This is a genomic window from Thalassobacillus sp. CUG 92003 (genome assembly GCF_013618635.1).
In the GTDB taxonomy this organism is placed as follows: Bacteria; Bacillota; Bacilli; order Bacillales; family Halobacillaceae; genus CUG-92003.
Genome location: NZ_JABLSJ010000007.1, coordinates 49895 through 72180, shown reverse-complemented (window position 1 = coordinate 72180; position 22286 = coordinate 49895). Strand labels below are relative to the sequence as shown.

Here is a 22286-nt window from a genome sequence, read left to right as displayed (position 1 = left end):
GAGGGATAGCATGGCTGTAGATATTTCACAAGCATACGACAAAGACTATGTGCGTCAATTTTCAGAAGGCTTAAATGAACCAGAATGGATGAAAACCCTTCGCCTGGATGCATTGGAGAAAGCAGAGAACCTGCCGATGCCAAAGCCTGATAAAACGAATATAACGAAATGGAATTTCTCGAATTTCAAGCACAATGTAGATGCGGAATCAATCCCTTCATTGGATACGCTCCCGCCTGAAATTCAAGACTTCCTTGAAGAAGATCACACACCAGCCAATCTGTTGATTCAACGTAACCAGATTGCTGCGTATAGTACGATGAGCGAAGAGCTAAAAAATAAAGGTGTTATTTTCACTGATATATTTACGGCCTTGCGTGAGCATGGTGATCTGGTCGCGCAATATTATATGAAGGATGCCGTTCATGTGGATGAACATCGCTTGTCAGCGTTGCATGCAGCGTTAATGAACAGTGGTGTTTTCGTATATGTTCCTAAAAATGTCGAAATCGAAGAGCCTCTGCAGGCTATCTTCTGGCAGGAAGACCCTGAAGCTGCATTTTTCAACCACATCCTCGTAGTAGCTGAAGAAAACAGTTCAGTTACGTATGTAGAAAACTATATTTCTCATAATAAAGAGGAGCAGTCGACAGCCAACATTGTCACTGAAGTGTTCGCAAAAGCAAATGCTAAGGTTTCCTTCGGTGCTGTCGACAACTTCGCGGCAGGTACGACTGTTTATGTTAACCGTCGCGGCGTTGCAGATCGGGATGCAAGAATAGAGTGGGCGTTAGGTCAAATGAATGAAGGCAATACAGCATCTGAGAATGTAACGCACCTTATGGGCGAGAATTCGTTTGCCAACGCGAAAACAGTAACCGTAGGAAGAGGTAGCCAAATTTCCAACTTTACGGCTAATATAACTCACTATGGCAAAGAGTCGGAAGGTTATATCCTTCAACATGGTGTGATGAAAGATAAAGCATCTGCGATTTTTAACGGCATTGGGAAAATTGCACACGGCGCCACAAAATCGAATGCGGAACAAGAATCACGTGTCTTGATGTTGAGTAAAGATGCGCGTGGTGACGCTAATCCAATTCTCTTGATTGATGAAGATGATGTGACAGCAGGACACGCTGCCTCAGTCGGTCGAGTAGACCCTGTTCAACTGTATTATCTGATGAGCCGCGGCATTTCCAAAGTCGAAGCGCAGCGTTTGATCATCCACGGTTTCTTAGCACCAGTAGTCAATCAACTGCCGATCCAAGCAGTTAAGAACCAGCTGACTCAGGTTATTGAAAGGAAAGTTTATTAATGGACATCCAGGCAATTCGGGATCAATTTCCGATTCTGCAACAGGAAATGAATGGACACCCGTTGGTTTACTTGGATTCCTCGGCTACTTCTCAAAAACCGGTACAGGTGATTGAAAAGCTTGATGAATACTACCGGAACTATAATTCCAATGTGCACCGCGGTGTACACACGCTTGGAACGCATGCGACCGACGAATATGAAGGTGCACGAGAAAAAGTCCGCCGTTTCATAAACGCCCGAAGCATGGAGGAAGTTATATTCACCCGTGGGACGACGACTGCCATCAATACCATCGCTTATAGCTATGGCCGTGAACAGTTGAGTGAAGGCGACGAAATCGTCATCACCCCGATGGAGCATCACAGCAATTTGATACCATGGCAGCAGACAGCTAAAGCGACAGGCGCTACGTTGAAATATCTTCCTCTTCAAGAAGATGGAACAATCTCGTTGCAGGATGTCGAAGCGACATTGACTGAGCGTACGAAAATCGTAGCGATTGTCCACGTGTCGAATGTGCTTGGAACCGTGAATCCTATCAAAGATATAACGGAAATTGCCCACCGCTACGGAGCTGTTACAGTGGTGGACGGTGCCCAAAGCGCTCCGCATATCAAAATAGATGTCCAGGATTTGGACTGTGATTTCTACGCATTCTCGGGTCACAAAATGTGTGGTCCGACAGGGATCGGGGTTATGTATGGAAAAAGGGATTTATTGAAAAACATGGAACCCGTGGAATTTGGCGGGGAAATGATTGATTTTGTAAATCTCTATGATGCGACATGGAAAGACCTCCCCTGGAAATTTGAAGGTGGAACGCCGATTATCGCCGGTGCAATCGGCCTCGGAGCTGCTATCGATTTCCTCAATGAAATTGGATTTGACGAGATAGAATCTCATGAGCATAAATTGGCTGCATACGCCCAGCAGCGCATGCAAACAATCGACGGATTAACGATTTATGGCCCCGATGACCGCGCAGCGCTTGTTACATTCAATATGAGTGATGTACATCCTCATGATGTAGCTACTGTATTAGATGCGGAAGGGGTTGCAGTGCGTGCAGGTCATCATTGTGCTCAACCGCTTATGAAATGGCTTGAGGTGTCGGCTACAGCTAGAGCAAGTTTTTATCTTTATAACAACGAGAACGATATTGATCGGCTTGTCGACGGATTACAAAAAACAAAGGAGTATTTTGGAGATGTCTTTTAACAACTTAGATACCCTTTATCGGCAAGTCATCATGGACCATTATAAAAATCCGCGAAATCGCGGCACCGTTGATGGAGATCACCTTGCCATCGATATGAATAACCCTACTTGTGGTGATCGTATCCAGTTGCAGCTTCAAGTGGAAGATAACCACGTCAAAGAAGCTAAATTCGATGGAGAAGGGTGTTCTATCAGCATGTCATCAGCTTCCATGATGACTCAAGCCATTAAAGGTAAAAGTGTGGATGAAGCATTGAAAATGTCCCGCATTTTTTCAGAAATGATGCAAGGAAGCGATATTGAAGAAGAAGATATCGATTTTGGGGATATAGAAGCCTTGCAAGGCGTTTCAAAGTTTCCTGCACGGATAAAATGTGCTACATTGGCATGGAAGGCTATGGAAAAAGGTGTTGACGAAGAAGAACAGGCGTAGTAGCTTGTAATACCAAAAGGAGGTATTTGAAATGGCTAAGAAAGCACCAGAAGTCGAAGAAGATTATAAGTATGGGTTCCATGAACGCGACGTATCAATCTTCCGCACTCAAAAAGGCCTCACAAAAGAAGTCGTCGAACAAATTTCTAATTATAAAGAAGAACCGCAATGGATGTTGGATTTCCGGCTGAAAGCGTTAGAGCAATTCTATAAGAAACCGATGCCGCAATGGGGCGGCGACCTGGATGAACTGAACTTTGATGATATCACGTATTACGTGAAACCATCAGAACAATCAGAGCGTTCCTGGGATGAAGTGCCTGAAGAGATCAAGAACACATTCGATCGTCTTGGCATCCCTGAAGCTGAGCAAAAATATCTAGCAGGTGTTTCGGCTCAGTATGAATCAGAAGTGGTTTATCACAACATGCAGGAAGACCTTGAAAATATGGGCATTATTTTCAAAGACACTGACACTGCACTTAAAGAGGATGAGGAGTTGTTCAAGGAATACTTGGGCAAAGTTATTCCTCCGTCAGACAATAAATTCTCTGCATTGAATTCGGCCGTTTGGTCGGGTGGTTCTTTCATTTATGTTCCTAAAGGCGTTAAAACGGATACGCCGCTTCAGGCTTATTTCCGTATTAACTCTGAGAACATGGGACAGTTTGAGCGCACCTTGATTATCGTAGACGAAGGCGCTTCTGTTCACTATGTAGAAGGTTGTACAGCACCCGTGTACTCCACTAATTCACTCCACAGTGCAGTTGTTGAAATCTATGTTAAGAAAGATGCTTATTGCCGCTATACCACCATTCAGAACTGGGCCAATAACGTTTATAACTTGGTGACAAAACGTGCCATTGCTGATGAGAACGCAACCATGGAATGGGTTGACGGCAACCTCGGTTCCAAGCTGACCATGAAGTATCCTTCTGTCATCTTGAGAGGAGAAGGTGCGCGAGGCATGACCTTGTCCATTGCGCTCGCCGGCAAGGGTCAGCACCAAGACGCTGGGGCGAAAATGCACCATCTTGCGCCAAATACGTCTTCAACAATTGTGTCAAAATCTATCTCAAAACACGGCGGTAAAGTTACCTACCGAGGAATTGTGCAATTTGGCCGTAAAGCTGAGGGTGCACGCTCCAACGTTGAGTGCGATACGTTGATTATGGATAATGAGTCCACCTCAGATACGATCCCATACAACGAAATCATGAACGAGAACATTTCGCTTGAGCACGAAGCAAAAGTTTCCAAAGTTTCTGAAGAGCAATTGTTCTACTTGATGAGTCGCGGTATTTCTGAAGAAGAAGCAACAGAAATGATTGTAATGGGCTTCATTGAGCCGTTTACAAAAGAACTTCCGATGGAATACGCTGTCGAAATGAACCGTTTGATCAAATTCGAAATGGAAGGCTCAATCGGTTAATATTAGAGCTTGATATAAAAGTAAGCACAACAGGGCCGCGCCAATGGCGCGGCCCTGTTGTGTATGAATATCATGCCTAATACATACGGGTGAATCATCCGAACGTGTTACGAGAGCCACCCCTTTGACTCAGCGATGCTAACAGCTTCTATCCTGTTTTTAGCTTCTAATTTTTGCATTACCTCAGAAATATAATTTCGAATGGTCCCCTCAGATAAAAAGAGGGAGTGAGTCATGTCTTTTACGGATTTCCCAGCTTGCAGAGATTGTAAAATTTCTATTTCTCTATTCGTAAGAGGGTTGTGTTCTTTTAAAGAAACGAAAGTCAATTGTGGACTAAAAATACGTTCGCCACGCTGGATTCTTCGTAAGGACTCCGCTAACTCTGTTACAGGTGTCTCTTTTAATAAATACCCGTGGACCCCGGCCTTGACAGCTTTTTGAAGGTATCCGCTTCTTGCAAACGTGGTAACCATCACTACGCGGCAAGGGAGGGGATTGTCATGTAATGTTTCAGCCACCTCCAGCCCGCTTAATAAAGGCATTTCGATATCTAAAATAGCGATATCCGGCTGTAATTGCAGGATCATGTCCAGCGCTGCTTGCCCGTTTTCTGCTTCGCCGATGACATCAATATCTTCTTCCATCCCCAGCAAGCGGCTGATTGCCCCGCGAAGCATCCCTTGGTCTTCCGCTATCACAATTTTCATTTCAATCGCTCCATTCTTTACATTTTCGGAACCGTAATGGATACGTTTGTTCCTTCACTACCGGATTGGAGATGGAGTGTTCCTCCAATCAAAAGCAGTCGTTCGTTCATTCCGTGCAGACCGCTGCCGAAGTTATGATGGCCGTGGGTTGAAAAACCTTCTCCATCGTCTTCAACACTAATCGTGTAAGATGATTCATTTTCATCGAGTGTCACGGTACAGTTTGTTGCTCTGCTATGCTTAAGCACGTTCGTGATACACTCACGAAGACACATTCCAAGAATATTCCTAGTTATCGGCGTGATCATCTTAATATTCCACCGTTTTCTTTGGTGAAAGGTGATGTTTGCCCATTCAAAGGTTTCGACTGCATGTTGGAGCTCATCTTCTAGATCGACAGCCTGCATGTCGTTGATTAATTCCCTGATTTGCAGTAATACAGATCTGGAAGTAGATTGAATCACTTTGGCTTCTTCGATGGCTTCATCAGGATTAAGACGAATAAGACGCTCCATCAATTCACTTTTTAATGTGATCAGTGAGAGGGTATGACCAATTGAATCATGAAGATCTCTGGAAATGCGTTCGCGTTCTTCGTTTTTTATCAGTCGTTTGATTTCTTCATTAGCCATTTTGAGTTCCTCATTCATAATACTGGTCCGACGATACATTCTTACGATAAATGGGAGCCCCATTATAATAGCGACGACAGGAAGCCAGTAGAAATGCCACTCCTCTCCCTGACGTACATGGTAAGTCACCAGAGAAAGGAGGATAGACATAACCATCAGCCCCACAAAGCGGCGTATAAAACGTTCAGGCAAAAACAGGCCGATTGTCAAAGCAGGATAAAACGCCAGAGCCAGACTCCATGGTGAATAGAGAGAGCCGATCAAGGCGACGACTACGAGTTGCAGTAAGATCCATGTTTTTCGGTGGGCGGATTGCGAGATACTCTTCCAATAGCATATGACCAGAGCTGCGAACAACAAAACATAGATGGCCCACTTCTGATCGTATGGACCAAAGAACAAGTAGACGGAGGGAAGCATCATCATAAAAAGCAATGTAGATGTTCTGTTTTTCGTTAAAGAATGCAGGGATTGCATGGGCAGCACTTCCGTTTCATTGTATATCTATTAAAACTAATTTGCTTTTGCTGTCGGATTGTCCTGCAATGTGCTGGTCCTATTTTTCGTCCATTTTGGAATCAACCAAATTGATATCAAAGCGACAACAATATGAATAGGATGGCCCACAATCCCGAACTGTTCCTGCGGCGGGTTTGCAATGGTGTTAAGAGTAAGAAGTATGGTAACTCCAGTGACTAGCATCACATAATACAGAGTCGCCCTGTACGTTTTTTGCTCCATCATATGGAAAATGAGCACTCCAGCCAAATTCGCGATAATACTCGAAACCAAGATGGAAACAATCGATAATTCCTCGAACCAAAGCCCCGTCGACCACCCCGCCATATACTCCACCATCAATGCTCCGCCCCCCGCAAGAATCCCAACCAAAATACCTTTAAATAAATTAATTTTCATCCATTTCACCTCGTTTTTTATGGTGTTTTAAGCTTACTTTAGTCAGAATTCTCTTTTTAGTCATAAATATCAGCTTTATCACATGATAAATATCATATTTAATCTGGTTATGAGGAGCAGCGTTTTGTCCCGTAGCACTTTGAAATTTAATGTTTTCTTCCACCTAATCGTGATAAACTAATGGTATCGTTACATAGAATGAAGGGATTATATGGATTTATTATTATCGTTATTTATAGGGTTAGTTACCGCTTTGATTGGAAGTATTGCCGGTTTGGGAGGCGGTGTCATTCTCGTTCCAAGTCTGCTTTTTTTGGGAGAGATTATGCCGTCATTTGATTGGGTCACACCTCAAAAAATCGTCGGTATTTCTTTAGTCGTGATGATCTTTACAGGCTTGTCCTCCACTATAACGTATATCAGACACAAGCGGGTGGATATCCGGGTCGGGCTTCTCATGTTAATTGGGAGTATTCCAGGAGGCATTATTGGCTCGTATATTAATCAATACTTTAAAAGCGATGCCTTTTCACTCTTTTTTGGAATTGTGATGATTTTGGTCTCTTTGATGTTTTTTATTCGGAAAAAAGATAAGAGTGCGGTATTTAAAACAGGTGAAAATAGATCGATGGATATCAATGGTCAAGAGTATGCTTATTCTTTTCCAATAGCAATGGGTATTGTGTTGGCTTTCGCTGTTGGCATCCTTTCTGGGCTGCTCGGCATCGGAGGCGGATCGCTCATTGTACCTGCCATGATTTTATTGCTTGGTTTTCCACCGCATATTGCCACAGCTACGTCGATGTTCATGATCTTTTTTGCAAGTGTCTCAAGTTCTGCCACTCATATCGTGTTGGGCCATGTTGACTGGAATTATGCATTGGTTTTCATTCCGGGTGCTTACGTCGGAGGCATGTTGGGAGCACGTTTGAATCGCAAACTGAAAAGCCAGTCGGTTGAATGGTTCTTAAGAGTGTTGTTAATATTGATTGGCATTCGTTTAGTTTGGCAAGGTTTGGGATAAGGAGAGAGCGATTATGAAAGAAAAAATATATTTATATTATACAAGCGATCTTCATAGTCATTTCGAAAATTGGCCGCAAATCATCGGTTATTTTAAAGACAAGGTCAAGAAGCATAGTGAAGCCGATGATAATTACTGGCTGCTGGACAACGGCGACCATGTGGATCGTTTTCACCCTATTACAGAAGGGCTGATGGGGAAAAGTAATGTGAATATGCTGAATCGCGCAGGTTATCATTTTGCTAACTTAGGCAATAACGAAGGAATCACGCTTGCCCATGAGGATTTGTATTCGCTTTACGATACTGCAAGGTTCGATATCATTTGTGCTAACTTGAAACGTCATCAAGGGGAGCAGCCCAAGTGGCTACATTCCCACAAAATTGTCTCGACAAAACAGGGTGCTAAAATCGGTATTATAGGGCTGACTGCACCGTTTGAAACGTTTTATCGGATGTTAGGGTGGGAGATTGAAGACCCTTACGCGGTGCTGCATCGTGAATTAAACCAAATTGCTGCAGAGGTCGATATCGTCATTCTCTTATCACATTTAGGCATTAACGATGACGAAGAGATGGCGCGACGATTCCCGGAACTTGATTTGATTATAGGGGGCCATACGCATCATTTGTTCAAGCAAGGGGAGGTCTTCCACGACACCCTGGTAACTGCCGTGGGAAAGCATGGCACGCATTTAGGTGAGGTCATTCTGGAATGGGATCATACTAATCGTGAACTGACACGAAGTGAAGCGTATGCTGTCTCGACCGAATATTTGGACAAAGATGAGGATACCAATCAGTTTATCGAAGATTTATCGAAAGAAGCATCTTCTTATTTAAGACGGGAGATCGCTTATTTACCTGAACCTGAAAAAATAGCCTGGTTCAGTGATACGGACCTTATGATTGGTTTAGTGCGACAGTTACAAAAATGGACCGACGCAGATGTCGGTATGTTGAACGCCGGTGTTTTGCTTGATAACTTGCCAAAAGGGAAAGTGACATATGAGGATGTTCATCGAATTTGCCCCCACCCGATGAATCCGTGTAAGGTGGAACTTTCCGGGGACGAGTTGCTAGAAGTGATTCGAGCAGGTCACTCCCGAAAACTGACAGAAATAAGGTTAAAAGGACTCGGATTTCGCGGCGAAGTCATCGGGAAAATGGTATTTACCGGAGTCAATATTGACACCTTCACCGATTCGGAGGGGGAGCAGCACGTGAAGCATGTAACGTATCAAGGGCGTCCTCTATCATCAGATGAAACGTATTCCCTTGCTACAGCTGATACGTTTACGTTTGGGCGGTTGCTGCCAGAGATTGCATACGCACAGACGAAGCATTATTACATGCCGGAACTGCTTCGTGACCTATTGATGGAAACGTTAAAAGATATGGGGACAGGTTCTTGAATCAATCACATCGTGTTAATGAGAACAAAAGTAGTTTTAGCATTTAATATAATCAGCACAGCAAAACGATTGGATTAAACGAACCAATCCTTTTGCTTTTGGCTCTGTAAAAGTTTAGTGTTGATATTACTATCAAAAAAAAGAACTTCCAATTTTACGGGAGTTCTTCATTTTTTATATATTGGGCTAATTCGACTAAAGCCCCCTATTGTGGAAGACTCCGTTTCGAGATGTTTGTTTGGGTTTAGGGCCGTTGGGGAAGGATTCGCTTTCCTACGGGGGAACTGGCGAGCCTCCTTAGGCAAGCCTTGCGGGGTCTCGCCTAGCTTCCTTCTCCCGCGGGAGTCTCACCCTTCCCCAACGGCCCTTGCCTTATATGTTTCTCGAAATCACTTCCGCAATAAGTAGCTTTTTATACGCAAGGAACGCGCAGGAATATAAACATCCATGGCATCCACTCTGAGTATGAAAGCTTGCTATAAAGCGCTTTACGTTTATAAAACAGAAATCGTGGAAGACAATCTTTCTGGGGTAGGGGTTCGTTTCTCTTATATATCGAATGGGGTGGTTGGGAAGCTGCTGCGAGACTCCCGTGGGAATGGATTGGCTGGCAAGACCCCACAGGACGAAGTCCGAAGAGGCTTGCCGCCATCCCCACAGGAAAGCGAGTAGCTTCCCAACCCCCCTGACGCTTAATACGGCAACGAACACCAGTTATCTCGAAATTGAGTCTTACAGAATTCTGCTCTTTAGCGAAAGACTCCGTTTCGAGATAAATATCCACTTCAAATATCAACAACAAACTTTAACAGACCTCTCTCTGAGTCTCACCTTTAAGTTTGTTTGTGCTTTTTTACGCTTAAGTATGTTTCCTATAAAAAATTTTTGCTGTATAATGTTCTTTAAATAAAACAACAATTTATCCAGTTATTCGACAAAGGAGCATGTTATGAGGTTAATTGCGACCAAACACCTTCAGCCAGCCACCGAACTCGGCCGATCGATCTATAATGATAATGGTCAGGTATTGATACGACAGGGTGTTAAACTGACACAACGGATGATTGATCGATTAATAGATTACGGCATTACATATGTTTATATTAGAGATGGATTGACCGAGGATTTGACCAGTCAGTATCCAATCTCAGAAGAATTGCGCATGACAGCCGTCCATACGATTAAGGAGTCATTCAGTAAAGTCGCAGATGAAGACAATCTGGACCACGGGTATTTAGTTAAAGCGTCAGGTAAGAAAATTAAAGGTGTTGTCCAGACGTTGTTAACGGAAATGAAAGGTCAGAAGGAAGTGATCTCTCTCCTGTCAGATGTGATCACTTATGATGATTACATATTTACACATTCACTTAACGTCTCAATGTACGCACTGGCTCTGGGCTCTGAAATGAATTTACCGAATCGGAAGCTGGAAGAGATCGGAATCGGAGCGATTCTTCATGATATTGGAAAAACATCTGTGCCTCGCCATATTTTATTGAAACCGGATAAACTTGAAGAACATGAATTTGAACAGATAAAGAAACACACTGAGGCTGGTTTTGAAGCTCTAAGGAAAAGTGAATCGATTCCTCTCGTGGCAGCTCATTGTGCTTATCAGCATCATGAGCGATTGAACGGCTCAGGCTATCCCAGGGGCATCACAGGAGAGGACATCCACTTATATGGCAAGATCCTTGCCATAGCTGACGTGTTTGATGCAGTGACGAGTAACCGAGCATATCGGTCAGCTATGCTGCCACATGAAGGACTTGAAATTTTGTATGCGGGAGCAGATGAATTATTTGATAAAAAGATGGTTGAGGCCTTCAGACGGTGTATCGCAATTTATCCTAACGGGTTGACCGTCGAGTTGTCTGACGGAAGAAAAGGTATTGTTACGGAGCAGAACCAGGGTTTGTGCGATCGTCCGTTCGTGCGTATTTTTCTTGAAGCGAATGGTCAATCTCCCGAAAGGTACTATGAAGCGGATTTGGCGAAAGAATTGAATGTTGTCGTCACAAAATGTGATACAACTTATGCGAGTTAAGGCGTAAATCTCTAAGGATGGACATACAATTTCCTTAGGGGGTCATGCCATTGAAGCGTAAAGTAAAGCCACCCTCAGCAGGGAAAGTTTTTGTAGTTACCTTTATTTTATTTGCCTTTTTTACTCTCATGAGTTTATGGCTGATTAATCGTGGGATTACCCCGACGTTAGTTGAAATTGCAGAAACTAAAACACAGCAATTTGCACGTTATGCGATTAATGAAGCCGTCAGCAAGCGAATTGCTGAAGATTTGCAGTTCACGGATCTCGTGACGATGGAAAAAGATGAGGAAGGTCACATTACTTACATGGGTTGGAATTCCGTAGTTGTCAATCGCGTTTTACGCAATACGACTTACCGCGTGCAGAATTATTTGAAACGAATGGAATTAGGGGAATTTCCGGGCCCGGAAACACCGTTAGATGAACCGATTGAGGAGGAGCTATTAGAGCGGGAAGATATCAGTCCAGTAACGCTGATCGAAATCCCCATAGGTCAGGCGACGAATAACACTATTTTAGCTAACCTGGGACCGAAAGTGCCTGTTCAACTTCAGGTAATCGGCGATGTGCAATCGAATGTGGAAAGCACCATAACCGAGTATGGGATTAACGGAGCTTTATTTGAATTGATGATTCACATTGAAGTGAATGTTCGAATTGTCATCCCTTTTTCGACCAATACGACGATGGTGACAGCGGACATTCCGATCGATCAAAGTACGATTATGGGCGAAGTCCCGAATTTCTACAATGGGTTAAGTGATAGTGAATCACCATCATTTTCCTTGCCGATGGACCCCTTGCAATAGTGAGCAGAGGCTGATAGAATATGGACGAATTGAATATATATGCCCTTATCATATCGATGAGGTAGAGGTGCAGATGACATGAGTAATCAATCTGAGGATGACAACGATGACTGATTGAAGAAAGGGTTGTTTGCCGAAGTATAAAGGAGCTGTCAGGCTTTTTATGCTGGTGCATACTGAATAAGAATTGCACTGTCATGTATGTTTTAGGAATGCATGGGGCGCTACTGATCGAAATGGAGGATAATCAAAACTTGCTCACTTCAATAGGCAATGGATGGATTATTTTCTATTCATTGCTTTTTTATATGTCTTCAAGTTCAAATTTCCCTCTAGAACCAACTTCGCGTCCATGTCATCCCGTTACAAACTAAACTAGTGGAGGGGAACAAGCATGGAAGGAACTATTTATTCCTTAATTCCGGCTATATTAATGCTGCTTCTTGTGATCGTCACGAGAAGAGTCATTTTGTCATTGGGAGCAGGCATTTTAGTCGGAGCCCTGATGTTGAGCGATTTTCATGTGCTTAACGCCCTGATGGATATTTGGAACATATTCGCAGGTATTTTTGTCAGTGATGGTGCTTTGAACACAGGCAATATTTATTTACTCGTCTTCTTATTACTTTTAGGTATGACAACAGCCTTTATGACAGCATCAGGAGGCAGTTATGCGTTCGGGCGCTGGGCCATCCAAAAAATCAAAACGCGCCAAGGTGCTCAAGGCGTACCGGCCATTTTGGGCGTCATCATCTTTATCGATGATTACTTTAATGCATTAGCCGTTGGTCAGGTCGCACGTCCTTTGACGGATCGGTATAAGATTTCACGTGCCAAACTAGCCTATTTTATTGATTCTACCTCAGCGCCGGTTACCGTCATTTCACCGATTTCCAGTTGGGGAGCTTATATTATAGGTACAATCGGTACGATTTTAGCGGCAAATGAAATCACGGATTACCAAGCACTGGAAGCATTTGTGAAAATGATTCCCGCTAACTTTTACGTGTTTGCAGCTCTATTGCTCGTCTTTATGACAGCCTACTTGAAAGTTGATATCGGTCCGATGCGTCGCCATGAGAAGCGGGCCATTGAAACAGGAGAATTGCATGCGCCGGGACGCGCCGATGCACCTGGAGATTTGGATGATGAATTTGAGACGCATCATAATGGAAAAATACGCCATCTTCTATGGCCGATTCTCGGATTAGTGTTAGGAACAGTCGGAGCCATGATATGGACAGGTGCTTCGGCTGCTGAAGGCTCTCTTGATGCATTGGCTATTTTTGCTAACACAAACGTGAACTTATCCCTGTTTATCGGTGGATTGCTGGCGGTTCTGCTGGCTGGCGTTATGTATGCGTCCCAACCCCAGCCTAAATCCAGGTTCTTCAAGGTCATCGTTGAAGGTATAAAAGCGATGCTTCCTGCCCTTTATATATTAATTTTTGCACGGGTAATCGGTACGGTGATCGGAAACTTGAAAACGGGGGAGTATTTAGCACAGGTTATACAAGACGCAGCGATTGCGACTGCGTGGCTTCCGCTTTTGATCTTTATCGTGTCGGGAGGTATGGCGCTGGCTACCGGTACCTCATGGGGAACATTTGGTATCATGCTTCCTATTGCCGGGGAAATAGCGGCCGTTACGGATATTGGTCTGGTCTTACCAGCGTTGGCTGCTGTTTTAGCAGGGTCGGTCTTTGGTGATCACTGTTCGCCAATTTCTGACACCACGGTTCTTTCTTCCACTGGGGCCGGAGCGAATCATATTGATCACGTCTTAACGCAGCTTCCGTACGCTTTTATAGCCGCTGGAGCTGCTTCCCTGGGTTATGTCGTGTTAGGTTTTACAGGCCATCTAATTTTTGCTCTCCTGGCTACGTTGGCGGTCGTTGCTATCACAGGCATTGTCTTGCATGTTTTCACTAAAAATCTTAAATATGATGGGTAAGGCTATCAATCGTTTTAAAATTCTTCTGAAAGGGCAAGCTCTTGTACAGAGCTTGTCTTTTTATATATAAAAGATTCTTATGCTATTGCCTGAAAATACTGAGATTTCTAATATTACTTTGACATAGGTCATCGGTATGGTTATAATTTAAGCATAAATAATCAGAAATGCATAAATTTTTGAAACATTCCCTTCAGACAAGCAACATAACATATTTATGAAGGGATTAATTTTATAAGGGGGTTTATGGAAAATGGAGAAGAACCGTGCACAATGGGGGACTCGCGTTGGCTTTTTGCTGGCTGCAATGGGTTCAGCAATCGGCTTAGGTAATATTTGGCGTTTCCCTGCTACAGCTTATGAAAGTGGGGGAGGAGCATTTATTGTTCCTTATTTATTTGCCCTGCTTACAGCGGGTATTCCATTGCTCATTATGGAGTACACACTCGGTCACAAGTATCGAGGCTCAGCACCGAAAACATACGGAAGAGTAGGAAAGGGTTTTGAATGGATTGGTTGGTGGCAAGTAGCCATTTCCTTTGTCATTTCCACGTACTATGCGGTTATCATCGCCTGGGCTATTATGTATGCGTTTTATTCCTTTAACCTGGCGTGGGGAGACAACCCGACCAATTTCTTTGTTGGCGACTTTTTGAATTTAGTTGATCCCGGACAATTCGGCGGATTGATTCCAGTCGTCTTGCTCCCGCTCCTCGTGGTTTGGCTAGTTACATTAGGCTTCATTTCCAGAGGGGTCAAGAAAGGTATTGAGGTTGCGAATAAGATTTTCATCCCAACCCTTGTGGTTTTGTTCTTAATTATTGTTATACGAGCTGTCACGCTAGAAGGAGCTGCTGATGGTTTAGCTGCATTCTTCACTCCTGAATGGGGAAGCATCATGGATGGTCAAGTATGGGTCGCAGCGTATGGACAAATCTTCTTCAGTCTTTCCATTGCGTTTGCTATTATGATCACATATTCTTCATATTTGCCGAAAAAATCCGATATTGCCAACAACGCCTTCATCACAGGGTTTGCGAATTCATCTTTTGAAATTCTTGCAGGTATTGGCGTATTCTCAGCTTTGGGATTCATGGCTTTCCAATTTGATACGACAGTCGTGCAATTGGCAGAAGAAAAAGGAGTAGGCGGAATTGGTCTCGCCTTTATGGTTTTCCCGGAAATCATTAGTCAAATACCGGGTATTCCAGGTTTCTTCGGATTCCTGTTCTTTGCATCGTTGGTGTTAGCCGGACTCTCCTCATTGATTTCCATAACGGAAACCTATGTGGCCGGTGTTTCTGAGAAATTCAATATCTCCCGCGGCAAGTCCGTTATCTTTGGTGGAGGACTGGCTGCCGTTATCTCGCTTGCTTACGCGACGCAAGGCGGCTTAAGTCTTCTTGATACCGTGGACCATTTCATTAACAGCTACGGGGTTGCGCTTTCCGGCTTGGTAGAAGTTGTTGCCATCGCCTGGTTTGCTAAAGGTCTAAAAGGGTTGCAAGACCACTCGAACACGTTCTCTGATATTCGTTTAGGTGGCTGGTGGCGTATTTGTTTAGGCGTTATTACACCAGTTGTACTCGGATTTATGATGATCCAGAATATCACGACCGAGTTGTCAGCAGCTTATGAGGGCTATCCAGTTGCCTTCTTGATCGGCTTTGGCGCCGTTGTGGCTGTCGGGGCAATCGTGGTCGGCTTCTTATTCTCCTTGAAAAAATGGCCGAATAAAGATGACTTGGATGTTCCTGCTACAGCAATCGAAGAAGATAAGGAGGCGGAATAGTCATGAGTTGGGTTATCATGTTTATTTTCACCATAATAGTTGTCTGGGGCGGGCTTGCCTTAAGTATTACAAATGCAGTTAAAAAAGCTAAAGAAGCAAAACAAGCTGAATAAATTAAAACGCCGTACTCGGTTATCGAGTGCGGCGTTCGTTTTAGTTGGCCATTTTTTCCCATTTCTTTAAATAAGGGTACGGGTCGAATGACCATTCATTTGTACCGTTATCCTGATACATGCCGTAATGAAGATGGGGAGGGAATTTTCCGGATGTTCCAGGTGGTCCGTATCCAGATGAGCCTACATACCCTACAACATCACCTGGTTTCACGACATCTCCGACTTTGATTCCATCTTCGAATCCGTTGAGGTGAGCAAAGTAGTGATAAATATTATAGGTGTCACGGATACCGATCCGCCATCCTCCATACTCATTCCAGCCCTTCATTTCAATTACGCCGTAAGTGGGCGATTTAACAGATACGCCATAATCCGCAAAAATATCTGTCCCTTCATGAATGCGTCTTCCTCCATAGCCTCTGCGGTCACCCCATGTGTTGTGGTATGTGTAATTCACATCGGTGGAGAGAGGAAAGGCCCGATCGGTCAGCTCAACGGATTGGAATGTTTGGAATACTTTTGCTGTATTCATAATGGTTTGAACAGTTAAATCTCGATGGTAATAGCGCCAAAGGGCTATTTTAATGTCTTCTTCAGAGACACCGAAAGATTCGATATAGGTCGCTAGGGTCCATAGCAAGTCTTCATCATCTGTTATGTCGGCATGTCCATCTCCGTTACCATCATCTCCATATCCCCCAAATAACGAGTTGACGTGGGGATAACTAGTGGGTCCAGTGAGGATATTTCCTGTTCCGTACCAAAACTGTTCAGATGGAGTGAAGGAAATAAAGCGGTCCTCTGGAATCTCATCCTCATGTACCTGCCGTTCATATTGATCGATTGCAGCCAAATAATACCACGGGATAAGCGTGACGGCTGAGATCTTCTTATAAAGGGCCATTCGGTTTTCAATGACGTCTGATTCCTGTGCATCGACTGGGGATGGAATTTGGATAAGGAATAGAAGCGTCGTTAACATCAGCAATTTAATTTTCATGAGATTCACCTATCATGTTGAATTAGTCTCTATCCATTTGAGTTGCCTCATTTTTGGGCTTTTCTTTACCTTGAGGTGCTTCCTGGAATTTCTTAATAATACTGTCGACACTATTCTTGTACTGGGCGTCATAGACGGTGGAGTTGCTCAAACTTTGAATGTCTGCAAAGGCGTGTGATTGGTCAGAAATATAGACGTTATAAAAACTGGGGACCATTGAATAAGCCGTTTTACGAACCATGTCTGCAGCCACTATCCGATCTTTTTCTTCAGGCTTGGTATAAGCGACTAAAATTTCTGAGTCGGTCACTAACGTGCCTACATCTTCAAATCCATCATAACGAAGAATCATACGGGTAATCATATCAGCAATTTGCTCTCGGTTTACTTTGACTGAATTGAGCTTTTCTTGATCAAGATCCAATTGATCTTTTTTGTAACGCACGTATCCCATCCGACCGTTAGAACTGTCGCCGGTATCTTTATAGCCGTCCATTTCATTACTGTAAAGCGTTTCACTGGGTGATTCTGCTGTGTTATTATGTTTTAATGAATCTTCACCATTACCGCAACCGCTTATAATCAGAATCAACGCGGTAACAATGCCAAACAGAAACGGTGCTTTCATTTTTTATAGCCTCCTGATCATTCATTGGTGTTAATGTTAGGTTGGGCTAAAAGATAAGAAAGATACAAAAAATATTTCATGTTTTTCGTCTCGGTAAAAAAGTGTGGTAAACTGGAAGTAACGCAAGAGGTGATATATATGGTCGAATTGTATGGTAAACATTATGAACTGCTCGAGGACCATAAGGAAGGGTTTGAGACGGAATCCCTTGAAGCAAGGTTCAGTGATATTCTCAGCAAGTATGACTTTATAGTCGGCGATTGGGGTTATGGGCAATTGCGGCTTAAAGGATTTTACGATGATCAAAACCCGAAAGCGAGTTTTGATACCAAATTCAGTACCTTAGAGGATTATTTATACGAGTACTGCAATTTTGGCTGTCCTTATTTTGTTTTGAAAAAGGTTGAAAGTTGATCGTTAAGAAAAAGCGTCTAATGGGGTTAATCCATTAGACGCTTTTTGCAGTGTAGGGAGAAGGCAAACTTAAAAGAGCTCCAGAAGAAACTCCCGTAACTCCTCTGCTTCCATTTCACTGACGTTGAAAGCATGTTCCAAATATCCCTCTTCTTGAATATCATCATGCCCCATGATAGCGAAATGGTTTCCTTGTAGGTCGAGTACCAAAGTCTTTCCGTAATAACGATCGGAAGCTATAAGAGCGAGGTCATAGCGGTGAGCATCACCCATAAAACTGACAAACCTTGTTTCTGTCGCTTCTTTTTCATCGTACAAGAAAAATCGTTCGTCACTCATTCTTTTTTCCTCCTAAGACGCAGTTATCAGAATCAAATGTATGGTGTATGGCTGATGTTGCCGCATCACCAGCCTTCTCGGCAGAGCCTCTGCCCCGAGTCAAAGAGTTCCGATTCAGGGAACGAGCATTGAATCCAAAGTGAGTCAATTCGTTAAAGTCAATTTTATCATAGCAGAAGATAGCTCGTTCCGTAAATCTACCTTCTTTTCCCTGTATCATTTAAATATGATATCATATGGCAAAGAATAGTGTGAGAATGAAGGGGGCTTTAGATATGTATTTTGTCGATCGCAACAAAATCGAAACCATTTTGTCCTATATGGAGCATCTCGTTCAACAACAAAACGTTGAGGATACAGAGTCTCTTGTCAGCCAATTATATTTAGAACGGGTAACGCATGTGACCATTGAAACAATTATAGATGTCGGTAATTTACTTATTGATGGGTTTATTATGCGTGATCCTGGTAGTTATCAGGATATTATTGATATTTTAGTGGATGAACAGGTATTACCTTCAAACGAGCAGGAAGCCTATACTTCTTTTATTCGCTTACGAAAATCGCTCGTTCAGGATTACTTGCATATCAATCACAAGCAGATTCTTGAGTTGTGGCGTCATCATCAGGAGATGCTCACAGCATTTCCCGCCCATGTACGCCAGTACTTGGATCATGAACTAGGGCCCATCTCTGCTTTCGGTAAGAAACCAGATTAACAGGCATAACTGCTATGGTCGCGCTGATAGAGCGCGATTTTTTACGCCGCAATACGAAAAGGGGACATTTACCATGAACCGTTATAAAGCGATGCTGATTGATTTAGACGGCACCATGTATCGAGGAACAGAAGCTGTTGAAGGAGCCAAGGAATTTATTGAATATTTACGTGCTTCTCATATACCGTTTTTATTTGTTACTAATAATTCATCCAAAACCCCTGCCCAGGTAGCTGGAAAGTTGCGGGATTTGAACATATCCGCTCATGATTCTGAAATCTTTACCTCCAGCATGGCAACAGCTAAACACATTCGAGATGAACATCCTGGCGCTCGGGTATATGCGATTGGAGAAACCGGGTTATATGAGGCGCTTTCGAATGAAGGTCTTACCCTTACGGAAGACGCTCCTGACATCGTGGTAACAGGCATCGATCGCCAGATGACATACGATAAGTTTGCTAAGGCATGTGTCATGATACGGAAGGGGGCGATGTTTCTGTCTACAAATGGAGATACGTCCATCCCTACAGATCAAGGGATGCTTCCTGGCAACGGTGCATTTAATGCCGTGATTTCAGTGAGTACGGGCGTAACGCCTCAAATTATCGGAAAGCCAGAAAGCATGATCATTGACCAGGCTCTAGACGTATTGAACTGCCCGAAGGATGATGTATTGTTAGTTGGCGATAATTACCATACTGATATTTTAGCAGGTATCAATGCGGGGATTGATACCTTGATGGTCTTAACCGGCGTTACTCAATTCAACCATTTGAGTGATGGGCGGGTGCAGCCGACATACGTCATGAATAACCTGTCAGAATGGGTGAATACTTTCCCGCCTAAAGGTTAGGCTTTATGAGACTAATAAGGGTAGTTGCCGTATCACGGGAGCGTGACTTTAGAAACTAATCGCTATCTTGTTAGGAAACCTGCACGCCTCTTTCTCCCGCTTGAGAAAGAGGCGTGCAGGTTTTATGCATATCATTCGAAGTGGAAAAGCCCCAGTGCCATCTTGATGTGATGTTTAAATTGGACAAATGCGAGGAAAGCTTCACATAGCTCATGTTGCACGCGTTCATCCTAAAGGAACTTTAAAGTAGATAAGGTCCGATAAAGATGGATAAAAAGCTGACATGCAGACCGATAAAGTAACAAAGCTGAATCGATATCGACCAATCATTTTGGCGATTAGTAAAATAAAGCACTCCATATAAGATGCAGGCAAACCCTAAAATAAACACAAACGGGCTGCCAAAAAAGTTCATATAATCAGGAAGCCGTAACAATACGACATGTTTGAACAATTCTTCGCGCAAAAACAGGGCGAAGGTTAAATAAATCGCAATACCGCCATGCAATATCCACATTCTATCCTGATCAATCGCTTTACTTTTCGCGAACATCATCACAGCCAGAAACAACAATGGCCAAATATACCAAACAAGGGTTACGAAAATGGTTAGAAAGCTATAAGAAAGCATTCCAATTGTTTTACCTGCGATTGCCAATACCTTATCCCAAGTGAGTCCCTGAGCTTCAGTGATCACCTCGGGGTGACTAGAAGACATTAAGACTTTGTTAGTTGAACCGTCAGCATCCGTCCAAACGATACTGTTATCGGAAGCTCGGTTTGGGTATTTGGAAGCATCCGGTGTATTACTCAGCCGTTTAATATGCCTTAGACCATCAGCATCCATGACAGCTTCATAGATATTGAATTGACCACCATCCTTGAACATGGTTTTTGTTTGACCAAATCCCCTGAATAATAATTTCATGTGACTATTTTCAAGGGTCATTTCAAGATGGGAAGCTTCGGTTATCATTTTATCCCCGGATGGGTCCTTGAACGAAATCTGTTTAAGAGAAGGCTTACTCTCAAGGGATTGAATGGCATAGTAGTTATTTGTTTCCGGCGATCCCGACATGCTTTGTTTTTGCGTCGTCCGTACAAAGAGTCCATACGTATCGTCATTAATGTCAAAACTGAGTTCGTTGATGACATCTGTCTGAGGCAAATCAATCCGCGCCTGTTTAAGAGAAGATACTTGGTCATTTTCCAGTTTGTGAAGGCTCATGTCAAAGCTTGATTGCCCGGATACGTAACTTAAAATATACACATTTCCGGCATGTTCGGTTACGTTTAACGTACTTTGAGGGTGGGGGAGGTCCATCACCTTCCGTGTTTCGTTTGTATCTGGATGCAATTGATAGAGCGCTTCATTCTTCGTAAAGAGTAAGTTGTTATGTGTCGGCAGGAACTGATCAATGTCTGTAAGTTTTTCCTGCGTTTTCCCATCATAAATCGAATAATAATCGGAATAAAGAAGATGATCTTTTGTTTGGAAGATGCGGGTGAATTTATTAAATGGAATATCGTATGTATCTTCAGCCTGCTTTTCCCATTTTTGATTATATACGTTTTGTTTGAGGCCTTGTTCGCTGAAATATGAGAGAGAGATTAAGTCATCCTGCGTTTCGATTATGTAAGGCTCCGAATTTACCGTGGTTTTGCCTAATTCAACCTCGTGGCTCCAATTCTCACTAGGAGCTTCTGTGACCTCTTGGTAGTTCTCGAAGATCAACGAGCAAAGCCCCACTAACATAATAATGCCCGGAATCATCCAGACGGCTTTTCTTTGAAAAAAATGCTTCATCACAATTTCACTTCTCTCCTTAATTAAATTCCGAATATATTATAATATAATTTTGAAAAATTAGGAAGTTTTATGGTAAAAAAACTGCCTGCCCCTCATACCATTAAGATGGAGGAGCAAGGCAGAGGCAGCAGAGATCAATTACTCGTCTTCATCTTCTCCGGCTGCACTGTGAGCTAAACGGCTTGAAGCTGCCGCTGCAATAGCCCCGACAATATCATCAAGGAATGTATGACACTCCCCAAGGGATTTATCATTCAATTTTTTAAGGATGCCAGGTTTTTGCTTGTCAATGTAACCATAATTCGTAAAGCCTATGGAACCATAGACATTGACGATTGATAAGGCAATGATTTCATCAACACCATATAGTCCTTCATCAGCAGAAATAGTCGATTGAAGCGGTTCTTCCAGCTGATTAAGCTCGGCGAATTTATCGAGTTGGATGCCTGTCAGAATCGCGTTTTGTACTTCTCTCTTTGTAAGCACTTTATCAACATTGGTCTTACAGTCTTCTAACGTAAGGTCATCATGATATTTAGATTGAAGATAGTATACCAATTCTGCCATGTCATCAATGGTAACACCTCGATCTGTTAACCATTTTCGGGCTGTTTCTTCGAGTGGTGTTACGTTGTGATTATTTTCCATAATTCTTTTATTGTCCCCCTTTAAAATGATGCTTCCGATTTGCATGTTTC

The 22286-nt window shown here is 43.1% G+C and carries 23 protein-coding genes and 1 riboswitch; of the genes, 15 read left to right on the top strand and 8 right to left on the bottom strand.

Annotated elements, in window-relative coordinates; translation table 11 throughout:
• Positions 1–10 precede the first annotated feature (10 nt).
• The 4 genes from sufD to sufB are packed head-to-tail and all read left to right on the top strand — an operon-like array spanning position 11 to position 4403.
• A complete protein-coding gene (sufD, locus tag HOP45_RS12095; protein ID WP_181349551.1) occupies positions 11–1318 on the top strand; it encodes a Fe-S cluster assembly protein SufD in 1308 nt (435 codons plus the stop codon).
• Positions 1318–2538, top strand: a complete 1221-nt coding sequence (locus HOP45_RS12090) for a cysteine desulfurase (RefSeq protein WP_181349550.1) — start codon at positions 1318–1320, stop codon at positions 2536–2538. Before sufD ends, HOP45_RS12090 begins: the two co-directional genes overlap by 1 nt.
• Positions 2528–2971 carry a Fe-S cluster assembly sulfur transfer protein SufU gene (sufU, locus tag HOP45_RS12085; protein WP_181349549.1) on the top strand — a complete coding sequence of 148 codons (444 nt, stop codon included), beginning with the start codon at positions 2528–2530 and terminating at the stop codon, positions 2969–2971. The genes HOP45_RS12090 and sufU overlap by 11 nt, the downstream gene beginning before the upstream one ends.
• A gap of 31 nt (positions 2972–3002) precedes the next feature.
• Positions 3003–4403 carry a Fe-S cluster assembly protein SufB gene (sufB, locus tag HOP45_RS12080; RefSeq protein WP_181349548.1) on the top strand — a complete coding sequence of 467 codons (1401 nt, stop codon included), beginning with the start codon at positions 3003–3005 and terminating at the stop codon, positions 4401–4403.
• 107 nt (positions 4404–4510) lie between these two features.
• Here the strand turns inward: sufB and HOP45_RS12075 are convergent, their stop codons facing one another.
• From HOP45_RS12075 to HOP45_RS12065, 3 genes are read right to left on the bottom strand one after another with little or no spacing between them, the layout of a single operon-like run.
• Positions 4511–5113 carry a response regulator transcription factor gene (locus HOP45_RS12075; protein WP_181349547.1) on the bottom strand — a complete coding sequence of 201 codons (603 nt, stop codon included), beginning with the start codon at positions 5111–5113 and terminating at the stop codon, positions 4511–4513.
• A gap of 17 nt (positions 5114–5130) precedes the next feature.
• On the bottom strand, positions 5131–6222 hold the full coding sequence (locus tag HOP45_RS12070) for a sensor histidine kinase (RefSeq protein WP_181349546.1): 1092 nt from the start codon (positions 6220–6222) through the stop codon (positions 5131–5133).
• A gap of 36 nt (positions 6223–6258) precedes the next feature.
• A complete protein-coding gene (locus tag HOP45_RS12065) occupies positions 6259–6663 on the bottom strand; it encodes a hypothetical protein (protein ID WP_181349545.1) in 405 nt (134 codons plus the stop codon).
• 211 nt (positions 6664–6874) lie between these two features.
• Between HOP45_RS12065 and HOP45_RS12060 the strand changes: the two genes are divergently transcribed.
• From HOP45_RS12060 to HOP45_RS12025, 8 genes are all read left to right on the top strand, one after another.
• Positions 6875–7687 (top strand): sulfite exporter TauE/SafE family protein, encoded by an 813-nt coding sequence (locus HOP45_RS12060; RefSeq protein ID WP_181349544.1) that lies wholly within the window; start codon positions 6875–6877, stop codon positions 7685–7687.
• Positions 7688–7700: 13 nt separating this feature from the next.
• On the top strand, positions 7701–9101 hold the full coding sequence (locus HOP45_RS12055; protein ID WP_181349543.1) for a bifunctional metallophosphatase/5'-nucleotidase: 1401 nt from the start codon (positions 7701–7703) through the stop codon (positions 9099–9101).
• Positions 9102–9548: 447 nt separating this feature from the next.
• On the top strand, positions 9549–9773 hold the full coding sequence (locus HOP45_RS12050; RefSeq protein ID WP_181349542.1) for a hypothetical protein: 225 nt from the start codon (positions 9549–9551) through the stop codon (positions 9771–9773).
• A gap of 277 nt (positions 9774–10050) precedes the next feature.
• The gene (locus HOP45_RS12045; RefSeq protein WP_181349541.1) at positions 10051–11148 is read left to right on the top strand and encodes an HD-GYP domain-containing protein; all 1098 of its coding nucleotides are present in this window, start codon (positions 10051–10053) and stop codon (positions 11146–11148) included.
• Positions 11149–11192: 44 nt separating this feature from the next.
• A complete protein-coding gene (gene yunB, locus HOP45_RS12040) occupies positions 11193–11960 on the top strand; it encodes a sporulation protein YunB (protein WP_181349540.1) in 768 nt (255 codons plus the stop codon).
• A 54-nt stretch (positions 11961–12014) separates the two neighbouring features.
• Positions 12015–12195, top strand: a riboswitch (Lysine riboswitch).
• Between the two features lie 159 nt (positions 12196–12354).
• On the top strand, positions 12355–13914 hold the full coding sequence (locus tag HOP45_RS12035) for a Na+/H+ antiporter NhaC family protein (protein ID WP_181349539.1): 1560 nt from the start codon (positions 12355–12357) through the stop codon (positions 13912–13914).
• 253 nt (positions 13915–14167) lie between these two features.
• Complete coding sequence (locus HOP45_RS12030; RefSeq protein WP_181349538.1) at positions 14168–15706, top strand: sodium-dependent transporter; 1539 nt, start codon at positions 14168–14170, stop codon at positions 15704–15706.
• Between the two features lie 2 nt (positions 15707–15708).
• The gene (locus tag HOP45_RS12025; protein WP_181349537.1) at positions 15709–15819 is read left to right on the top strand and encodes a MetS family NSS transporter small subunit; all 111 of its coding nucleotides are present in this window, start codon (positions 15709–15711) and stop codon (positions 15817–15819) included.
• Positions 15820–15859: 40 nt separating this feature from the next.
• On the opposite strand, the gene HOP45_RS12020 is transcribed toward HOP45_RS12025, so the two are convergent.
• Together HOP45_RS12020 and HOP45_RS12015 are read right to left on the bottom strand one after the other, a co-directional pair.
• On the bottom strand, positions 15860–16822 hold the full coding sequence (locus HOP45_RS12020; protein WP_181349536.1) for a M23 family metallopeptidase: 963 nt from the start codon (positions 16820–16822) through the stop codon (positions 15860–15862).
• A 22-nt stretch (positions 16823–16844) separates the two neighbouring features.
• Positions 16845–17450 (bottom strand): YhcN/YlaJ family sporulation lipoprotein, encoded by a 606-nt coding sequence (locus HOP45_RS12015; protein ID WP_181349535.1) that lies wholly within the window; start codon positions 17448–17450, stop codon positions 16845–16847.
• Positions 17451–17588: 138 nt separating this feature from the next.
• On the opposite strand from HOP45_RS12015, the gene HOP45_RS12010 reads away from it, so the two are divergent.
• On the top strand, positions 17589–17864 hold the full coding sequence (locus HOP45_RS12010) for a YutD family protein (protein WP_181349534.1): 276 nt from the start codon (positions 17589–17591) through the stop codon (positions 17862–17864).
• A 69-nt stretch (positions 17865–17933) separates the two neighbouring features.
• On the opposite strand, the gene HOP45_RS12005 is transcribed toward HOP45_RS12010, so the two are convergent.
• Positions 17934–18203 carry a DUF3055 domain-containing protein gene (locus tag HOP45_RS12005; RefSeq protein WP_181349533.1) on the bottom strand — a complete coding sequence of 90 codons (270 nt, stop codon included), beginning with the start codon at positions 18201–18203 and terminating at the stop codon, positions 17934–17936.
• A gap of 275 nt (positions 18204–18478) precedes the next feature.
• Between HOP45_RS12005 and HOP45_RS12000 the strand changes: the two genes are divergently transcribed.
• Positions 18479–18922 (top strand): DUF86 domain-containing protein, encoded by a 444-nt coding sequence (locus HOP45_RS12000; RefSeq protein ID WP_181349532.1) that lies wholly within the window; start codon positions 18479–18481, stop codon positions 18920–18922.
• A gap of 73 nt (positions 18923–18995) precedes the next feature.
• Positions 18996–19778 carry a TIGR01457 family HAD-type hydrolase gene (locus tag HOP45_RS11995; RefSeq protein ID WP_181349531.1) on the top strand — a complete coding sequence of 261 codons (783 nt, stop codon included), beginning with the start codon at positions 18996–18998 and terminating at the stop codon, positions 19776–19778.
• Between the two features lie 241 nt (positions 19779–20019).
• Here HOP45_RS11995 and HOP45_RS11990 read toward each other — a convergent pair whose 3' ends face one another.
• Together HOP45_RS11990 and HOP45_RS11985 are read right to left on the bottom strand one after the other, a co-directional pair.
• Entirely contained in the window at positions 20020–21585 is a 1566-nt protein-coding gene (locus HOP45_RS11990; RefSeq protein ID WP_181349530.1) for a hypothetical protein, read from the bottom strand.
• 141 nt (positions 21586–21726) lie between these two features.
• Complete coding sequence (locus HOP45_RS11985) at positions 21727–22236, bottom strand: phosphatidylglycerophosphatase A family protein (RefSeq protein ID WP_181349529.1); 510 nt, start codon at positions 22234–22236, stop codon at positions 21727–21729.
• Positions 22237–22286: the final 50 nt, after the last annotated feature.

Bases quoted from the DNA above. Each gene is read 5' to 3' on its own strand.
- HOP45_RS12010 (WP_181349534.1), top strand. From the start codon at position 17,589: ATGGTCGAATTGTATGGTAAACATTATGAACTGCTCGAGGACCATAAG.
- HOP45_RS11995 (WP_181349531.1), top strand. From the start codon at position 18,996: ATGAACCGTTATAAAGCGATGCTGATTGATTTAGACGGCACCATGTAT.
- HOP45_RS11990 (WP_181349530.1), bottom strand. From the start codon at position 21,585: ATGAAGCATTTTTTTCAAAGAAAAGCCGTCTGGATGATTCCGGGCATT.
- HOP45_RS12020 (WP_181349536.1), bottom strand. From the start codon at position 16,822: ATGAAAATTAAATTGCTGATGTTAACGACGCTTCTATTCCTTATCCAA.
- sufU (WP_181349549.1), top strand. From the start codon at position 2,528: ATGTCTTTTAACAACTTAGATACCCTTTATCGGCAAGTCATCATGGAC.
- sufD (WP_181349551.1), top strand. From the start codon at position 11: ATGGCTGTAGATATTTCACAAGCATACGACAAAGACTATGTGCGTCAA.
- HOP45_RS12070 (WP_181349546.1), bottom strand. From the start codon at position 6,222: ATGCAATCCCTGCATTCTTTAACGAAAAACAGAACATCTACATTGCTT.
- HOP45_RS12025 (WP_181349537.1), top strand. From the start codon at position 15,709: ATGAGTTGGGTTATCATGTTTATTTTCACCATAATAGTTGTCTGGGGC.
- yunB (WP_181349540.1), top strand. From the start codon at position 11,193: ATGCCATTGAAGCGTAAAGTAAAGCCACCCTCAGCAGGGAAAGTTTTT.
- HOP45_RS12065 (WP_181349545.1), bottom strand. From the start codon at position 6,663: ATGAAAATTAATTTATTTAAAGGTATTTTGGTTGGGATTCTTGCGGGG.
- HOP45_RS12000 (WP_181349532.1), top strand. From the start codon at position 18,479: ATGTATTTTGTCGATCGCAACAAAATCGAAACCATTTTGTCCTATATG.
- HOP45_RS12050 (WP_181349542.1), top strand. From the start codon at position 9,549: ATGGCATCCACTCTGAGTATGAAAGCTTGCTATAAAGCGCTTTACGTT.
- HOP45_RS12005 (WP_181349533.1), bottom strand. From the start codon at position 18,203: ATGAGTGACGAACGATTTTTCTTGTACGATGAAAAAGAAGCGACAGAA.
- HOP45_RS12060 (WP_181349544.1), top strand. From the start codon at position 6,875: ATGGATTTATTATTATCGTTATTTATAGGGTTAGTTACCGCTTTGATT.
- HOP45_RS12075 (WP_181349547.1), bottom strand. From the start codon at position 5,113: ATGAAAATTGTGATAGCGGAAGACCAAGGGATGCTTCGCGGGGCAATC.
- HOP45_RS12045 (WP_181349541.1), top strand. From the start codon at position 10,051: ATGAGGTTAATTGCGACCAAACACCTTCAGCCAGCCACCGAACTCGGC.
- HOP45_RS12035 (WP_181349539.1), top strand. From the start codon at position 12,355: ATGGAAGGAACTATTTATTCCTTAATTCCGGCTATATTAATGCTGCTT.
- HOP45_RS11985 (WP_181349529.1), bottom strand. From the start codon at position 22,236: ATGGAAAATAATCACAACGTAACACCACTCGAAGAAACAGCCCGAAAA.
- HOP45_RS12055 (WP_181349543.1), top strand. From the start codon at position 7,701: ATGAAAGAAAAAATATATTTATATTATACAAGCGATCTTCATAGTCAT.
- sufB (WP_181349548.1), top strand. From the start codon at position 3,003: ATGGCTAAGAAAGCACCAGAAGTCGAAGAAGATTATAAGTATGGGTTC.
- HOP45_RS12030 (WP_181349538.1), top strand. From the start codon at position 14,168: ATGGAGAAGAACCGTGCACAATGGGGGACTCGCGTTGGCTTTTTGCTG.
- HOP45_RS12015 (WP_181349535.1), bottom strand. From the start codon at position 17,450: ATGAAAGCACCGTTTCTGTTTGGCATTGTTACCGCGTTGATTCTGATT.
- HOP45_RS12090 (WP_181349550.1), top strand. From the start codon at position 1,318: ATGGACATCCAGGCAATTCGGGATCAATTTCCGATTCTGCAACAGGAA.